This window comes from Rhodocyclus tenuis (genome assembly GCF_014197755.1).
GTDB lineage: Bacteria > Pseudomonadota > Gammaproteobacteria > Burkholderiales > Rhodocyclaceae > Rhodocyclus > Rhodocyclus tenuis.
In genome coordinates, this window is sequence record NZ_JACIGE010000006.1 from 102,508 (window position 1) to 119,185 (window position 16,678).

Annotated in this window: 14 protein-coding genes; 11 read left to right on the forward strand and 3 right to left on the reverse strand. The window is 59.2% G+C overall.

From position 1 onward, the window contains the following. Positions 1-145 precede the first annotated feature (145 nt). The 4 genes from GGD90_RS09655 to GGD90_RS09670 all read left to right on the forward strand — a co-directional run bounded on the left by GGD90_RS09655 (position 146) and on the right by GGD90_RS09670 (position 4,572). The gene (locus GGD90_RS09655; RefSeq protein ID WP_228273711.1) at positions 146-2,143 is read left to right on the forward strand and encodes an acyl CoA:acetate/3-ketoacid CoA transferase; all 1,998 of its coding nucleotides are present in this window, start codon (positions 146-148) and stop codon (positions 2,141-2,143) included. Between the two features lie 181 nt (positions 2,144-2,324). After that, positions 2,325-3,119 (forward strand): AzlC family ABC transporter permease, encoded by a 795-nt coding sequence (locus GGD90_RS09660; protein ID WP_184415070.1) that lies wholly within the window; start codon positions 2,325-2,327, stop codon positions 3,117-3,119. Then, positions 3,116-3,445, forward strand: a complete 330-nt coding sequence (locus GGD90_RS09665; RefSeq protein WP_153116556.1) for an AzlD domain-containing protein — start codon at positions 3,116-3,118, stop codon at positions 3,443-3,445. Before GGD90_RS09660 ends, GGD90_RS09665 begins: the two co-directional genes overlap by 4 nt. A 110-nt stretch (positions 3,446-3,555) precedes the next feature. After that, positions 3,556-4,572, forward strand: coding sequence for an SGNH/GDSL hydrolase family protein (locus tag GGD90_RS09670; protein ID WP_153116636.1), 1,017 nt, complete (start codon positions 3,556-3,558; stop codon positions 4,570-4,572). A gap of 86 nt (positions 4,573-4,658) precedes the next feature. On the opposite strand, the gene GGD90_RS18445 is transcribed toward GGD90_RS09670, so the two are convergent. After that, positions 4,659-5,009: a tyrosine-type recombinase/integrase gene (locus GGD90_RS18445; protein WP_184415086.1), complete on the reverse strand. Its 351-nt coding sequence runs from the start codon at positions 5,007-5,009 to the stop codon at positions 4,659-4,661. Next, the gene (locus tag GGD90_RS18030) at positions 4,969-5,652 is read right to left on the reverse strand and encodes an integron integrase (protein ID WP_153116554.1); all 684 of its coding nucleotides are present in this window, start codon (positions 5,650-5,652) and stop codon (positions 4,969-4,971) included. Before GGD90_RS18030 ends, GGD90_RS18445 begins: the two co-directional genes overlap by 41 nt. Positions 5,653-5,768: 116 nt before the next feature. Here GGD90_RS18030 and GGD90_RS09685 point away from each other — a divergent pair, with 116 nt between their 5' ends. The 3 genes from GGD90_RS09685 to GGD90_RS09695 all read left to right on the forward strand — a co-directional run bounded on the left by GGD90_RS09685 (position 5,769) and on the right by GGD90_RS09695 (position 8,686). After that, positions 5,769-6,389, forward strand: a complete 621-nt coding sequence (locus tag GGD90_RS09685; protein ID WP_153116553.1) for a hypothetical protein — start codon at positions 5,769-5,771, stop codon at positions 6,387-6,389. A gap of 520 nt (positions 6,390-6,909) precedes the next feature. Continuing rightward, positions 6,910-7,851: a hypothetical protein gene (locus GGD90_RS09690; RefSeq protein ID WP_153116552.1), complete on the forward strand. Its 942-nt coding sequence runs from the start codon at positions 6,910-6,912 to the stop codon at positions 7,849-7,851. A gap of 172 nt (positions 7,852-8,023) precedes the next feature. Further along, positions 8,024-8,686: a DUF2971 domain-containing protein gene (locus tag GGD90_RS09695; protein ID WP_153116551.1), complete on the forward strand. Its 663-nt coding sequence runs from the start codon at positions 8,024-8,026 to the stop codon at positions 8,684-8,686. Between the two features lie 230 nt (positions 8,687-8,916). Here the strand turns inward: GGD90_RS09695 and GGD90_RS09700 are convergent, their stop codons facing one another. After that, positions 8,917-10,443, reverse strand: coding sequence for an IS1182 family transposase (locus GGD90_RS09700; protein WP_153116550.1), 1,527 nt, complete (start codon positions 10,441-10,443; stop codon positions 8,917-8,919). Positions 10,444-10,566: 123 nt separating this feature from the next. Here GGD90_RS09700 and GGD90_RS09705 point away from each other — a divergent pair, with 123 nt between their 5' ends. From GGD90_RS09705 to GGD90_RS09720, 4 genes are all read left to right on the forward strand, one after another. Further along, positions 10,567-12,639, forward strand: a complete 2,073-nt coding sequence (locus tag GGD90_RS09705) for a carbohydrate kinase family protein (RefSeq protein ID WP_153116549.1) — start codon at positions 10,567-10,569, stop codon at positions 12,637-12,639. A gap of 175 nt (positions 12,640-12,814) precedes the next feature. Continuing rightward, on the forward strand, positions 12,815-14,269 hold the full coding sequence (locus tag GGD90_RS09710; RefSeq protein WP_153116548.1) for an IS1182 family transposase: 1,455 nt from the start codon (positions 12,815-12,817) through the stop codon (positions 14,267-14,269). A gap of 288 nt (positions 14,270-14,557) precedes the next feature. After that, the gene (locus tag GGD90_RS09715; RefSeq protein ID WP_153116547.1) at positions 14,558-15,136 is read left to right on the forward strand and encodes an antibiotic biosynthesis monooxygenase; all 579 of its coding nucleotides are present in this window, start codon (positions 14,558-14,560) and stop codon (positions 15,134-15,136) included. A 115-nt stretch (positions 15,137-15,251) separates the two neighbouring features. Continuing rightward, entirely contained in the window at positions 15,252-16,547 is a 1,296-nt protein-coding gene (locus GGD90_RS09720; RefSeq protein ID WP_153116546.1) for a hemolysin family protein, read from the forward strand. The last annotated feature ends 131 nt before the right edge of the window (positions 16,548-16,678 follow it).

Genomic DNA, 16,678 nt, shown 5'->3' on the forward strand with positions numbered 1-16,678 from the left:
GCCTCCGTGGTGATTTCGAATGCTGTGCACATGGGGCGGCCGGCGCCGAATTCAAGGGCGGGCAGGCGTGCGCCGATGTCCGCCGCAGTCGCGTTTCCGGCATACTCGCGGCGATGAATTGCCGTCCTGCCTTGCCGGAGTCGCGATGAACAGCCAGCCACACCACCCCATGCTCGAAGGCGGCGAGCCGCCGAAAAAGAACAAGATCGTCAGCGCCGCCGAGGCGGTGCGCCTGATCCGCAACGGCGACACCGTCGCCACCGGCGGCTTTGTCGGCATCGGCTTTGCCGAGAACATCGCCGTCGCACTCGAACAGCGCTTTCGCGACACCGCCGAACCGCGCGATCTCACCCTTTTCTACGCCGCCGGCCAGGGCGACGGCAAGGAACGCGGTCTCAACCACCTCGGCCACGAAGGGCTGGTGCGCCGCGTCGTCGGCGGCCACTGGGGGCTGGCGCCGAAGCTGCAGAAGCTCGCCGTCGACAACCTCGTCGAGGCCTACAACCTGCCGCAAGGCGTGATCACGCACCTGCTGCGCGACATCGCCGCCGGCCGCCCAGGACAGATCACGCGCATCGGGCTCGGCACTTTCGTCGACCCGCGCCACGGCGGCGGCAGGATCAACGCGCGCACCACCGAGGAACTCGTCTCGCTGCTGCAGCTGAACGGCGAGGAATACCTCTTCTACAAGGCTTTTCCGGTGCATGTGGGCATCATCCGCGGCACCACCGCCGACCTTGACGGCAACATCACCATGGAGCGCGAGGCGCTGACGCTCGAAGCGCAGGCCATCGCCATGGCCGCGCACAACTCGGGCGGTGTCGTCATCGTCCAGGTCGAGCGCATCGCCGAGCGCGGCTCGCTCAACCCGCGGCAGGTGAAGATTCCCGGTGTGCTGGTCGACTGTGTGGTCGTCGCCGAAAAGCCCGAGTACCACATGCAGACCTTCCTCGAGGCCTACAACCCCGGCTTTTCCGGCGAGGTGAGGCTGCCACTGTCGGCAATTCCGGCGATGGGCATGAGCGAGCGCAAGATCATCGCCCGCCGCGCGGCGCAGGCGCTGCATCCGGGCGCCATCGTCAACCTCGGCATCGGCATGCCCGAAGGTGTCGCCAGCGTCGCCGCCGAGGAACGCGTGCTCGACCTCCTGACGCTCACTGCCGAGCCCGGCGTCATCGGCGGCATTCCCGCCGGCGGCCTCAACTTCGGCGCGGCGATCAACGCCGACGCGATCATCGACCAGCCGAGCCAGTTCGACTTCTACGACGGCGGCGGCATCGACCTCGCCTGCCTCGGCATGGCCGAGGTGGATGGCGAAGGCAACATCAACGTCAGCAAATTCGGCCCGCGGCTGACCGGCGCCGGCGGCTTCATCAACATCAGCCAGAGCGCGCGGCAGGTGGTGTTCGTCGGCACCTTCACCGCCGGCGGGCTGGAAGTTGCCATCGCCGACGGCCGTCTGCTGATCGTCAGCGAAGGCCGCGCGCGCAAGTTCGTCGCTGCCGTCGAGCAGCGCACCTTCGCCGGCGCCTACGCCGCGCAGCGCGGCCAGCCGGCACTCTACGTCACCGAACGCTGCGTCTTCCGGCTGACCAGCGATGGCCTCGAACTGATCGAGATCGCGCCGGGAATCGAGCTTGAGCGCGACATCCTCGCGCACATGGACTTCGTGCCACGCATCAGCGCCGAGCTGAAGACGATGGACGCGGCGATCTTCGCGCCCGGGGCGATGGGCCTGCGCGAACGCCTGCTCGCCGTGCCGCTGGCGCAACGGCTCGTCTTCGACGCCGCACGCGGGCTGTTCTTCGTGAACTTCGAGGGCCTGCACGTGAAGAGCGCGGCGCAGATCGACGAGATCCGCGCGCTGGTCGAAGTGCGTCTCTCGCCGCTCGGCCGGCGTGTGCCGGCGATCGTCAATTACGACAACTTCCAGATTGACAGCGAAGTGATCGACGCCTACGTCGACATGGTGCGCGATGTTGTCGCGCGCTTCTACAGCGAGGTTACCCGCTACACCACTTCCAGCTTCATGCGCGCCTGGCTCGGCGACGCGCTCGAACGCCGGCAGCTGGCGCCGCACCTCTACGCCAGCGCCGACGAAGCGCTCGCCCGGCTCGGCGTCGGCCCCGCAACGAAGCCTTAAGCGCCAACCAACGCGCACGGCCGGCGCCGGCTCGCCAGCCGGTGCCACCTGCGTTACCCTGCCGGCCCCTGCCATTCGGCCGCCCGAAAAGGGCGCCTTGCGGCTTTTCCTTGCTGCTTCGCCATCCCTGTTCGGCGCCCCTGTTCGGCGCCCCTGTTCGCCGCCTCGTCACCCTCTCGCCGTGAACCCGAAACTCGCTGAATTCCTCGCCGGCTGCCGCGACGAAGCGCCGCTGCAACTCGGCGTCATCCCCTTCGGCATGATCTACGGCATCGCCGCGCTGGCGGCCGGTATGCCGGCGTGGCTGGCGCAGGCCGCCTCGGCCGTGCTATTTGCCGGCGCTTCGCAGCTGGTGATCGTGCAGATGCTCAGCGCCGGCGCCGGTCTGCTGCCGATGGCGCTCACCGCCAGCCTGCTCAACGTGCGCCACGTGCTCTACAGCATGTCGGTCGCCGAATACGTGCGCCACCTGCCGCGCCGCTGGCGCCTGCTGCTCGCCTACCTGCTCACCGACGAGGCCTACGCGGTGGCGATCCTGCGCTACCAGCAGACGGCGCGGCCCGCCCCCGTTCATGACAGCACCGGCCCAGCCACCACCAGCGACCCGGCCTCTGCCTTTTCTGCCCCCGCCACGGCCGGCGAAGCGGCGCCGGACCTGCGTCACTGGTACTTCCTCGGCTGCGGCTTCACGCTGTGGGCCTGCTGGCAACTGTCGACCGCCGCCGGCATCGTCTTCGGCGCCACGCTCCCGCCCGAGTGGGACATCGACTTCGCCGTGCCGCTGACCTTCATCGCGCTGCTGACGATGCTCACGCGCGAACGCGCCGGCCGCGCGGCGGCGCTGATGGCGGGGCTGGCCGCGCTGGCGCTGGCGGCGCTGCCGTACAAGCTCGGGCTCGTTGCCGCCATCGTCGCCGGGCTATTTGCCGGCGTGTGGGCAGCGCACCGCAAGCCGACGAGGGACGAAAAACCATGAGCCACCTCGCCCTGCTTGGCCTCTTCGTTGCCGTCGGCATCGTCACCTTTCTCTACCGCTACTCGATGATCGGCCTCTTTGCCAGCGGCAAGCTGCCCGGCTGGCTGCATGCGCTGTGCCGCCACATCGCGCCGGCGAGCTTCGCCGCGCTCACCGCGACGGCACTGTTTGTCCAGGGTGGCGACGTGGTGCTGGCGCTCAACGCGCCGAAACCCTGGGCGGCGCTGCTCGCCGCGCTGGTCGCCTGGCACACGCGCAACGTCATCGCCACCATTGCCAGCGGCATGCTGGCGCTGACGCTGCTCAAGCTGATGCTGCCGCTGTAAGCCACTGTTGCCACTGCAAAAATCCCCCGCGCATGGCGGAGAAATGCCGATAGAATGATCCGGCATTGACCGCGGGGCCGCCGGCCCCGGTCTCACCGGAGGATCGTTCCATGCGCCGCCTGCTTGCCGCCCTGATCCTGCTTTCCAGTTCGCTTTCGGCTTTCGCCCTGCCGTACAGCGGTGTCTACTTCTTTGGCGACAGTCTCACCGACGTCGGCAACGTGCAGAACGTCTACGCCGGCCTGCCACATGCCCCCGGCGCGCCAACCACCGTGCCCGGCGCACCCTACGACGCGCAGGGTCGCGCCAGCAACGGCGCAATCTACGCCGACGTGCTCGCTGGCGGACTCGGCTTCAGCGCCACGCCCTCCACCACCGGCGGCAACGACTACGCTTACAGCGGCGCGCGCACGCGCTACCAGACCATGGGCCCCGACTATCAGGGAATCCTCAGCCAGATCGGCAGCTACCGGGCACTGCCCGGCGGCGCCGACGCCGGCGCGCTGTACGTCGTCTGGGGCGGATCGAACAACCTGCAGGACATCATCGTCGGCAAGACGGTCGACGCGCTCGGCCAGCCGGTGCCCGACCTCTTTTCCACCGTTGCCGACATCATTCAGGGCATCAGCGCCCTCTACGCCGAAGGCGCCCGCAGCTTCCTCGTGCCGAATGCGCCGGACCTCGGGCTGACGCCGCGGGTGAGCGGCTATGGCAGCGCCGCCGTCGCCGGCGCGCATCAACTGAGCCTCGCCTACGACGGTCTGCTCGCCGTATCGCTGGCCAAGCTGCAGGCAGCCACGCCGGACATCCGCATCATCGGCTTTGACGTGTATTCGCTGCTCAACCGCCTGGTCGCCAATCCCGCCGACTACGGCATCAGCAACACCACCGACCGTTGCTACACCGGCGACGATCTCAGCTTCACCGGCGGTGGCAGCGTCTGCGCCAACCCGGACAGCTACCTCTTCTGGGACGGCATCCACCCGACCAGCGCCGTGCACGCCATCCTCGGCGAAGCCATGCTCGCCGCCGTGCCGGAACCGGAAACGCTCTATCTGATGGCGATTGCGCTGCTGGCGCTTGCAAGCGTCGCCCGGCGGCGGGCGGGTGCATCGGGAAGACTGTGACGGGCTAAACGGCGGGAGTCGGCCAAGAGCGGAAGTTCGCCAACATTCATGTAAGCGGCCATTTGCAAGGAATATGGGCGAATACGCTAAAGCCGGTCCAGGGGACGCACCACGCCGCGCCCGCCCCGGTTCAGCACGTGGGTGTAGATCATCGTGGTCGACACGTCGGCGTGCCCGAGCAGTTCCTGCACCGTGCGGATGTCGTAACCCGATTCGAGCAGGTGGGTGGCGAACGAATGACGCAGCGTATGGGTGGTAGCTGGCTTGGCGATTCCTGCCTTCCGCACGGCGGCCTTGATAGCGCGTTGCAGGTTTTGCGCGTAGAGATGGATGGTGGCGGCGGTGGATACCGGTTTCTGGATCCTCAGAGAGCGCCGGAGCCGGGAATACCCAGAACTAGGCCCATGTTTCAGGGGCTTTGGGATATTTTCGGGCAATGGCATCCGGCATCTCGACCCCTGGCACACGGTTCTCCCGGTCCATGTCGTAGACCGCCCGAACCTTCTCCAGTTGAGCATGCAGGGGCAAGGCCAGCGCCTGCGGCAGCATGGTAATCCGGTCCTTGCCGCCCTTCCCCTGACGGATGGTGATCTCGTGGCGATCGAAGTCAACATCCTTTACCCGCAGGCGGATACATTCCATGAGACGCATGCCCGTGCCGTAAAGCAGCCGCGCCATGAGCGCGAGCACGCCGTCGAGGCAGGCCATCAAACGTTGCACTTCGCCCACCGATAACACGGTTGGAATGCGCTGCGAGGGCTTCGCCCGCACCAATCCGTCCAACCACGGCAGATCCATGCCCAATACTTCCCGGTAGAGGAAGAGAAGTGCTGAGAGCGCCTGGGTCTGCGTTGCAGCAGAAACCTTGCCATTCACGGCGAGGTCGGTCAAAAACGCTTTAACTTCAGCCACTCCCATGACCCTCGGGTGCTTCATGTGGTGAAAGTGGGCGTACCTGCTTATCCAATTTGTGTATGATTTCCCGGTCCGCCTGCTGTAGTGCTTCGCTTTTATGCGCTCTCGGACCACTTCCAGCAACATGGGAGCATGGGGGGCCGTGTATACAGCCGCCGATGACATGATAAACACCTCAGTTCCAAGTGAAACAGAAAGTTACAGGCGCCCAAGTCCACGTATACGTCAGCGGGCACCTACATACAAGGCGGTTTTGCCGTCTACTACACGTTAGACCTTCTATGACTCTCACCGACTACTTGAACGAAATCGAATATGCGGTTACCCGCGTCATCGAATCGCTTTGGCATGAGCACGACGAATCCGAAAGACTCCGAAAGGAGATTGAAGAATTAAGGAAGGTGGTCGCGGACAACTATCAACGAGCCCAATTCATCCAACAAAACGCGGAAGATGAAGACGATTTAATGCTCGGTGTTGGAATACATTGGGATACGTATTTCGGTGAAGACAAAGAGCAATACTACAAATCGAAAGACCTCGATGCGCTTGAGGCGCGCCTAGCGTCTAGAGAATTTTCTTTTTCGTCTCTTGCCGGAACGCTTCTTCAATACGCAAAGCAAGGTCTTTCGGCTTCCTTCGGTAAGCCCGTCAATTGGCCAGACGGTCGTTTAGTCGGCTCTCAATACCTTAAGACCATTATTCTTGAGTCCCGCAATCAGTCCGAACACTGGGAAGAAGGAAACCCATTCCCAAAAGTCGAGCAGTGCTTCAATACCCTTACCGCTGAGAAGGGGCCTGAGTTCGGCCAATACAAAACCAAGAACCTGGCTTTCGAAGTTGTTTCCATGCTTGGTTGGCGTTCCTATGCCGATTTCAAGAACGACCTGCTGTCTATGTAAGCCATGGCAGGTCTAACCCATCATTCCACCGGACCTGCGCGAAAAGCCGCGCAGGCCGGCGAACTCAGACGTTGGGCGTCTTTTCGCCACACTTAACCAAGGAGGTTGTATGACGAAGTGGCTTGATGACTGGTTTAGCCAAACATCCACGGGCGGCGGCAATCCGACCCGTCGCGCGATATCCGATGTTCACACTCAATGTGCCGATACAGGCCAAGAGCTAATCAAAGAGGCTGTTGCGAGGAACTGGCATGTAGTAGAAACGGATACGCACTATGTTGTAATCCCCTCGGGTACGATGAAAGTCCGGTGTTAGAAAGCTCAGGCTGCGCAGCGAAGGTGCTCGTAACCCGGATGCCCAACGCTTTCGGAAGGCAAATCGTGAGTGAATCCGCGACGCCCAACAATTCCGTCGAGAGGGACCGCCTGCAAGCTGCGCTTGCAGGTTCCCTTCGCGGCTTCGCCGCTACGGCGGCCCCTCACGTCAAACGTTATGCCCTCCAACTGAAAGGCTCTTAGCATGCAAGAAGGAATGGATGAAAGTCGTCAAAAGGAGCGTTTTACGTCCAAGGCCTTTCAACAATTTGAGGCGCGCGAGAGGGAACTCCTTGAGTATCGAGAGTTAATTCAAAAACAAGAAAAACAGTTGGACGAGTACCGAACCCGCCTTAAGCATGAGCAGATGGCGCGAGAGCAAGAGCTTCAAAAAGAATTGGAATCGCGCGAGAAATATTTTGCTGATCGTGAACGAAAGCTTTTTGCTCGCCAAAAAGAAATCGAGCACCACTTGATGAAGCGTCAAGAAGAAGCAGAAGCCCTAAGAACAAAGCTTGAACATGAACTGAGCTCCCGCGAAGCTCAACTACAAGACGCATTGCAACAACTCAATCTAGAGAAAGAGCGATACACGGAAGAGAGCAGAAAGAAAATTGAACGCACATCGAAAGACTACGTTTCTGACACGCTCAGCGCCCTAGACAAGAAAGAAGTTCAATTTCATCTAATTTCGAAGATATGGAGCGCAATTGGGGCTGTGTCGCTTGCTGGCGGTTTAGGTTTCTTTGGTTACGTCACTATCTCTAGTTTCGCGAGCATTCCGAATCCGATTACTTGGGAATTCATCACGTTTTCCATTTTCAAAGGTTTGATCGCACTAGCGCTTTTTGCCGCCTTAGCGAAATATGCCTTTCTATTCAGCAACTCCTATATGCGCGAAGCCCTAAAAAATGCTGATCGTCGTCACGCCATTAATTTTGGCAAGTTCTATCTAGAGTCATATGGAGCAGCTGCGGAGTGGACTCAGATCAAAGAGGCCTTTGAAAACTGGAACATCATTGGTACTAACGCATTTTCTACACCTGATGAAAGCCAACTGGATGTCACAGCTCTTGAGAAGGTTGCAAACACCATCGAGAAAATTCGAAAGTCTTTGCCCGCATCAAAATCGGAAACGAGCGCATAACCCAGTAGTCGTGCGGACCTCCGCAAAAAGCCGCGCAGGCCGCTCACTTCTACGTTAGCCGTCTATGAGTGAATCGGCGCCACCCGTTCCTGAGTCGCATGCTTTGTCGGCACGGCTGTCGCATCCGTGCTTCCCCCAGCCGCAAGACGCGAACGTCAAGGTCTGGCGGTATATGGACCTCGCCAAGCTCATTTCTCTCATTCAATTGCGAGCGCTCTACCTGGCACGGCTTGATCAGTTGGCAGATCCGTACGAAGGATCTACTACTCAATTGACGGCAGCCGGAATCGACGCATTTCTCAAGAACGTCGGCTCAGCGAATGGCTACAAGGAGCTCGGCGGCTTTTATCGCAAGGCGCGAGAGTCCACTTTCGTGTCGTGTTGGCACGCGAACGAGCACGAGTCCGAGGCAATGTGGCGCCTCTATGGCGGCCTGAGCGGCGGGGTCGCGGTACAAACGACCTACGCTAAGTTGGTCAAGTCGATTGAACAAGTGGGCGAAGTCTATGTCGGCCTTGTTCGCTACATCGATTACTCCACCGCCTCGTTTCCTGACGCGAACGCCTTCTATCCAGTCATGCACAAGAGAGCTTCGTTCGCCTACGAGCGAGAGGTGAGACTGGTTCGGTACCGGGGGTCGCCGCCAGAGCCAGATAGCCCCCCAACCAGCTTATCGATACCGTGGAACATTGAAGCCTTTGCCGAGCAGATTTTCGTTGACCCATACGCTCCCGGCTACTACTTCGAAGCAGTGAAGGCTGTTCTCTCATCAATGGCACCCGCTCTAGTCTCCCGTCTAGCATGGTCGCAAATGAAAGCGGCCCCTTTCTTCTAGCATGCAGACGGCTAACCCTTCCTTCAAGCGGACCTGCCTACGGCAGGCCGCTTAAGTCAAGCGTTGACGCTGTAGAAAAACCCATTTCCAACTCGATTTCCGGCAAAAAATTTAGCGCAGGTTTGATCTGCGCCAAATTGCTTTTTCATGCCGTTTAACTGGTCGGTGGTCGTTCTCTCAGGCCAGGGGGCCGGCAGGTCTCACCGTGATGGCATTTCGCTTCATTCCGCCTACTGCCCATACCCGTGATGCGCCAGTTTCTCGATGTTATGCACCAGGCAGTACAGTTTCCACTGCGTGTCGACCTTCTTCCGCCCACGTAGCGTGAACCGATCCAGTCGCTTGTTGTGCCGCAGGTTCCCGAACACCGGTTCAACTGTGGCAAATCTTCTCCCGTAACGGGCTTTGCCTTCTTCGCTGTCGATGGCCCGCTTCATCCGGTCGCTGTGGCTTTCTTCGGTTGTTCCGGCTTTGCCGCGAAAGAAAGCAACTTGCCGGACCTTCGTCTTCTCCGGCGTGCGCAGGCATTTGTCCCGTTGCTCGCAGGGCAGGCAGTCGCGTTGGGTGCCACTGTATTTGGTGGCAAGGTGGCCGTTGTGGATGCAGTTGGTACCATTGCGGTAGAGCTGTTTGCCGGCCGGGCAGGTGCAGATGCCGGTTTCCGGGTCGAGCGTGAAGTCCTGCGGGCGGTAGCATTGGGCGGTCTTCTTCGGATGCGCCTTGTCGTAGAGCGGTTCAGGCTTTGCCTTGTGTTTGCCTTGATCCTTGAAGCGTTCGTCGCGCTGGCGCATGCCGTTGTCGGCGATCAAGGCATTGATCTTCTCGTTGGCCAAGCCTTTGAGGTTGGCTTCGGAGTGGTAGCCAGCATCGGCGGTGTAGAGGGTTTCCGGTGTGCTCTGTGCTTGCGTAGCGCGCACGACAGGCAGCAGCAGTTCCTGTTCTGAACCGGTACCGTGGGCCTGGGCTTCGATGATGATTTGGTGTTTGGCATCGACTGCTGCCACACCGGTGTAGCCCTGGATGACGCCTTTGCCGGTGGCCATCTTGGCACTCTCCGGATCGGTGCGATTGCTTTTGCGGATGGTGCCCTTGCTGCCTTTGCGATCTTGGGGGTGATCGGCCAGCCATTGACGTAGTTCGGCGGCTTCTCTCTTCAGGCTTTCGGCGCGTTGCCGGGATATTTCGGCGAGATCGGGTTCGACTGGCAGGCGGTCGTTCTCCCTGTGGCGTGCGAGCATCTTCCTTGCGGCAGCTTCAAGCTTGTCAGCCTGGTGGGCGAAGTCGGCGCGCGTGCCACTCTTGGCTTTGGATGCATTGCTAGGCAGCTTGACGCCATCGATGGCAAACATTTCCCGGCCGATCAGGCCTTGCCGGTTGCAGAGGTAGAGCACCTGGGCGAACAGTTGGGCAAACTCAGCGTCGAGGCTGGAGACGAAGGCGGCCAGTGTGGTGAAGTGCGGAGCGGCATCGCCGGAGAGGGCGATGAAGGTGACGTGTTCGCGGCACAGCCGCTCGATGCCTCGGCTGCTGACGACGCCTTGGGCGTAGGCGCAAAGGATGACTTTGAGCAGCATCCCCGGCGGATAGGCGCTGGCGCCGCTCTGGTCGTTGCGATAACGACTGTCGAAAAGGGTAAGGTCGAATTCGTGGTCGAGCAGATGATTAACCGCATGCTCGAAACTGCCAGGGAGAAGCTGTTTCTCCAGATCCACCGCGAGGAATCTCGGGCTGGTGTCGATTGCTTTGTAGCGCGCCATGTCCATCTCCGCAAACCAGTTACCGATCAGACCCTTGATATGACAATCGGTTCACGGCACGATGCGCGGATGGATATTATTTTTATACATCGTCGTTAGAGATACCGCGCACACCAGGAGAAATTGGCGATTATGGGAAATAGTGGGGGAGCAGCAGCCAATTCCGGCATTGACTTTCAGCAGCGCGTTGCAGCCTTGGTAATGGCGCATGTCATCGCTGGCGTGAAGGACTTCACCTCTGTGAGTCTTGGAGGTGTCATTGATGTAAGGGAAATGCGATTTGAGACAAACGATTGCATAGACGACTTGGTTATAATTTCCGATCAGGGTCGCGCCTATATTCAAGCAAAACACACCCTTAGCCTTTCGGAAAAGGTCGATTCAGAATACTCATCGGTGTTAAAGCAATTTGTTGCGCAGCATTTGGCTTGTGGCTCGGACTCCGATTCCTATGTGATCACCACATCATCTGGAGCATCGCGACGAATTACGAAGGAGCTCCGAAAGCTAACAGAAGCAGCTCGCCTCAATGAAGAATCGAGCGACGACAATCCATTAACACTCGCTGAAATGGATGTTATTGAAAAGACCAAGGGGCTGCTAGAAGCACATTTTTTCGAAAAGACTGGCTCAGCAATGCCAGGCAGCGAGTTCAGAAAACTCATCAAAAAAATCCGCGTTGCAATAGTTGACATTGAAGATGGCGCTCCCTTAGAGGCAGCCGTTCTGACTTTGCTGTCAGGAAAATCGAATATCTCCCCGGTGCTACTGTGGGGAAGTCTGATTGCACTTTGCTTGTCCTTAGCTAAAGACCGTCTTTCCATCGACAAAGCCGCGCTAATGCAAAGAGTGGGGCGGTTTATTGGCCCTCAGAACCGTACGATGGCTAACGAGGCGGCTAGAGAGTATTTCAGCCTTCAATGCAAGGGGAAGTTTTCTGCCGGGCGTGAAGTACTACTTGTTAAGTCCCCCTTTCCCGACGCTGATTATTTGATCGTTGAGCTTTATCGCTTCGAAGACGACGGCCAAAAGCGTGTCAGGTTTTTCGACGGCAAGGTTGAACTCCTAAACGGAGAAACATTGGATGTCATACATCGTGCCTCGACATACATTGGAATCGAACGCTTTATCGAAGAACACGTAGATAGGTTTTCTGAGGCACGAATAACGCTCATCCCGATTAACTCAGAGACCAGCCCCGAAGATGAACCCTATGCCAGGGCACATGCAGAGTATTCCGCTCGGCTAGCCGAGTCGTTGGAAGACCCGCTTAAATGCCTTCACTGTGGAGACCCAGTATCCGAAGACTCCTCCCCTGTTATTGAGATTGAAGAGGATGGTATGGAGCATGCAGTCGGCATCGTGCATAGAAAGTGCATGCGCACCACCGACCGGGTTTTGGGTCTAATAACACACGATCTGTTTCGTGAAAATAAGCTTCTCAAGAATTTCGACTATGTCCGGTGGTTTCTTCACGCCCCTCGTGGCCAGGGTCTATTTTCCGCAGCAGCTCACATTAGCAATCGTGTTTTCCCAATAGCATGGAAGTCAGACTACAACCGAATATCTAAGGGCTCGTGGTGCGTCAAAATCATGCTTGAAGACGGAAGTGCAAGGTATGTTCATGAGCGTGGAAAGGTCGTTAGGTATTCTGAAACTGAAGCCTGCGCAATTGCAGATCACTTCAACGTTCAATTCGACGACGCAAGAAGCAAGAAAGACCCGTGGTGCTATACCTCTGAACAAGAGGCATTTGGAACTTACTCGACCGCCCTTCAAGTAATGACAGCCGATGAAACATGCATTATGTGCAGTAGCGCGACAGCCGTACGTTACACACAGGCTATAGAAAATACATACTCGTCTTCCGAGAACTTCTATGCGCCTCTTGTAATTCTTCTGGAAGAAGAGTCGGGACTCCCGATTTCGTTTGCTAGCGCGATATTTCTTATTACCAACCCACTTCGATTAGAAAGATTTGTTGATAACTGGAGGAGGGCAGGAATTGATTTGCCTGCTTTTGTTACTTCAACAATCGGATCTGACGACGAATTTGATAAGTTCGTACGAAAAGTCAAGGATGATGGGGTGGGTGTCCTCGTTGACCCGATGCTAAACATGTCAGGAGAACTTACCAGCGGGTTCGTCGTTGAAAACTATTACGATCTTGTCAAAAATGGCGCATCGAATCTCTAACTTTTCATTCCACCGGACCTGCGCAAAAAGCCGCGCAGGCCGGTGGATTCAGACGTTGAACGACAGCATTCCACAAGCGCCCATGGCCGAATTGGGTCGAGGCTGTGTGAAAACCCCTCGGCTGTGTACGCCAAACGGAGCGGTGGTGCGTTAATTCCTGTACGGAGGTGCAGGAATGAAGCGATTCATCGAAGGCGAGTCCCGCAGTCAACTGAGCTTGTTGCCCGAATGCCTGGAAGATTACATCGGCCCAGACAATCCGGTCCGTGTAGTTGACGCGTTTGTTGAAGCCCTCGACTTGGCTGAAATGGGGTTCGACACGTCGGCGGCAGCAACGGGAAGACCCGGCTACCACCCCGGACTTCTTCTCAAGCTCTACATCTACGGCTATCTGAACCGCATCCAATCAAGTCGGCGATTGGAGAGAGGGGCTGGGCGGAATGTTGAACTGATGTGGCTGACCGGCCGCTTATGCCCAGACTTCAAAACGATTGCGGACTTTCGCCGGGACAACGGCAAAGGCATCCGTAATGTCTGCCGGCGCTTTGTAGCCCTCTGTCGCCAACTTGATTTGTTCAGCGAAGCGGCTGTGGCCGTTGATGGCAGCAAGTTCAAGGCCGTGAATAACCGCGACAAGAACTTCACGCCGCACAAGTTGGCACAGCGGATGAAACAAATCGACGAGAGCATCGAGCGGTATTTGCAGGAGTTGGATACCGCTGACAGAACGCAATCATCTGATGCCGGCCGACGCGGCCAGCACATTCAGGAGAAACTGGGCAAGCTTCGCCAGCAGATGGAATATCTCCGTCAAATGGAAGAGCAACTGAAGCTGCAGCCTGACGAACAACTCTCGCTGACTGACCCGGATGCCCGGTCGATGGCAACCAGCGGTCGCGGCACGGGGATGGTTGGCTACAACGTCCAGGCATCGGTGGATACGAAGCACCACCTCATTGTTGCTCACGAGGTGACCAACGAAGGCCACGACCGCCGGCAACTGTCGAATATGGCTCTGAAATCGATGGATGCCACCGGCACAGAACAACTGGACGTCCTGGCAGACCGGGGCTATTTCAAAGGTCCCGAAATCCTCAAATGCGTTGAGGCAGGCATCACGCCCTGGGTGCCGAAGACGATGACCTCCGATAACAAGGCCAAGGGGTTATTCGACAAGCGTGATTTCATCTACATCGAAGCGGACGATGAATATCGCTGCCCGGCTGGAGAGCGCTTGATATATCGATACTCTTCGTCAGAGGATGGGATGAAAATCGACCACTATTTCGCGTCCTCCCTGACTTGCCGACAATGTGCGCAGAAAGCGCAATGCACGACCGGAAAGGAGAGACGCGTCCGACGCTGGGAGCACGAAGGCGTGCTCGACGCCATGCAACACCGGATGAACATTACGCCCGGGAAGATGAAGCAACGCCGTTGCACCGTTGAACATGTCTTTGGCACGCTGAAATTCTGGATGGGCTCCGCGCACTTCCTGATGCGACGGCTGAAGAACGTGAAAACCGAGATGAGCTTGCATGTCCTGGGCTACAACCTGCGTAGGGTCATCAATCTGCTGGGAGCCGATGAACTAATAGCGGCCATCAGGAGGTGTATGGCTGCAACTTGAAGCAGCCAAGGACAAAAACAACCTCTTTTACCGCTCAGATTTCGAACACAAGCCGCTTCAAAGTGACAACGCCATCTTCAGCCGCCGCCAGAGCCTCAGCGTTTGGGGCGTTTCCACACAACCTCGGTCGGAAGCTGTCGGGGACCGAGGATGTCTTGCCTGTCCACTCTGGCCGGCCAAGCGACACTGGGCTGACGCACAAGCAACCGCAGCCCTTCCGAGGGCGCCGCAAGCAGCTTGCCGTAGGCTACGATGCCAGACCTTGCCAAGCGACGAAATGCCGCCCCCATGAAAACCGAAGCATCTACCGCCAACCCTGGCGCCGATGGCGCCACCGTTGTCATCACCCACCGGGTGCGCGCCGAGAGCCATGCCGGCTATGAAAGCTGGCTTGATGAGATTGCGCCGCTATGCAAGGCAGCCCCCGGCCATCTGGACTGGCATCTCGTCCGGCCGATCGCCGGGCTGACCGAGACCTTCACGGTGGTGATCCGCTTCGATACCCGCGAACATCTGCAGCAGTGGATGGGCTCCGCCGAGCGCAGCCGCCTCATCGAGAAAGTGCAGCCGCTGCTCGTTACCGGCGATGATTTCTTTGTCAGCAGCGGTCTCGATTTCTGGTTTGCACCAAGCGGCGCCAAGGCCAAGGTGCCGGTGCGCTGGAAGCAGTACCTCGTTACCTGGTCGGCGATCTTTCCGCTGGCGCTTGGCGTGCCGCTGGTAGTAGTGCCGCTGCTGCGCCTGATCGGCGCGCCAGCCAGCAACGTTTTTACCACCCTGTGCGTCACCGGCGTGGTGGTCTTCCTGATGGTCTACGTGGTGATGCCGCGCTATACGCGACTGGTGCAGCGCTGGCTGTTCCGCTAGCAGCGGTTCAGCGCCTTGCCGGCCGGGAGCGGCGGAGGCATTTCTCCCGCCTGCTACAATCGGCGCGTCTTGGTACCGAAGTCGCACGCCACACAGGCGTCGGGCGGCTTCCCATATGGATATAGCCTTACTGTTTCTCCTCATCCTCGTGAATGGTGTTTTTGCCATGTCCGAGATTGCCGTTGTTTCCGCGCGCAAGGCCAGACTGCAGAATCTGGCCGACGACGGCAGCGCTGGCGCCAGAGCGGCGCTCAGCTTGCATCAGGAGCCGGCGGGCTTTTTTTCGACGATCCAGGTCGGCATCACGACGGTCGGCATTCTCAGCGGCGCCATTGGCGAAGCGGCCATCGCCGATCCGCTGTCCGAGTGGTTCGCCGGGATTCCCCTGCTGACGCCGCATGCGCGAACCGTAGCCCTGACGATCACCGTGGTCGGCCTGACCTACTTTTCGGTGGTGGTCGGCGAGCTGGTGCCGAAACGCCTGGCCATGCTGGCGCCGGAGGGGATCGCCTCGCTGGTGGCGCGGCCGATGCTGCTGCTGGCTCGCATCAGCCATCCGCTGGTATTTCTGCTGTCGAGCTCGTGCTCGGCAATCCTCAGCCTCTTCGGCGCAAAACAGAAAGAAGAGCCGCCGGTCACCGATGACGAGATCAACGTGCTGATGGAACAGGGCGCCGAGGCGGGCGTTTTCCATGAGAGCGAACAGGAACTCGTTTCCAACGTGCTGCGTCTCGACGAGCAGCGGATCGCGGCGATCATGACGCCGCGCCGCGAGATGTTCGTCGTTGATCTCGACGAGGACGAAGAGACTGTCCGGCAACGCATCATCGACAGCGAGTTCTCGCGTCTGGTGGTCTGTCGCGACGGCCTGGAGAACATACTCGGCATCCTGCAAACCGGCGATCTGCTGAAGAAGGCGGTGCCCGGCCACTGCATTTCCTCGGCTGATGTCGAGGCGGTCCTGCATCCGCCGCTGTACGTGCCGGAATCGGTGACGACGACCAGCCTGCTCGAGAGCTTCCGCCGCGCCCGCCTGCAGTTTGCGCTGATCGTCGATGAATACGGCGACGTACAGGGCCTGGTCACGCTGACCGACGTGCTGGCCTCGATTGTCGGCGAGCTGTCGGTGCCCGAGGCGCCGGAGGATCGGGACATCGTGCAAAGAGAAGACGGCTCCTGGCTGGTCGATGGCGATGTCGGCATTGAACGGCTGAAGTCGGTGCTCGATATCGAGGACGACCTGCCCGGCGAGGACGAGCACAATTTCCACACGCTCGGCGGCTTCATCATGCATGCGCTCGGGCGCGTCCCGGCGCCCGCGGATCATTTCGAGGCGCTTGCCTGGCGCTTCGAGGTCATGGACATGGACGGCAACCGCGTCGACAAGGTCCTCGTTGCGAAGCCGGCGTAGCCGAGTCGATCGCGCCGGCGCGGTTGCCGCTGCGGCAACCGGCGTCGAGGCGATTCCAGCGCCGCAGCCGCCGCGCGCATGTCATTGTTACCGGCTGCGAACAATCCGCTAAAATCGCGCGCAGCCACAGG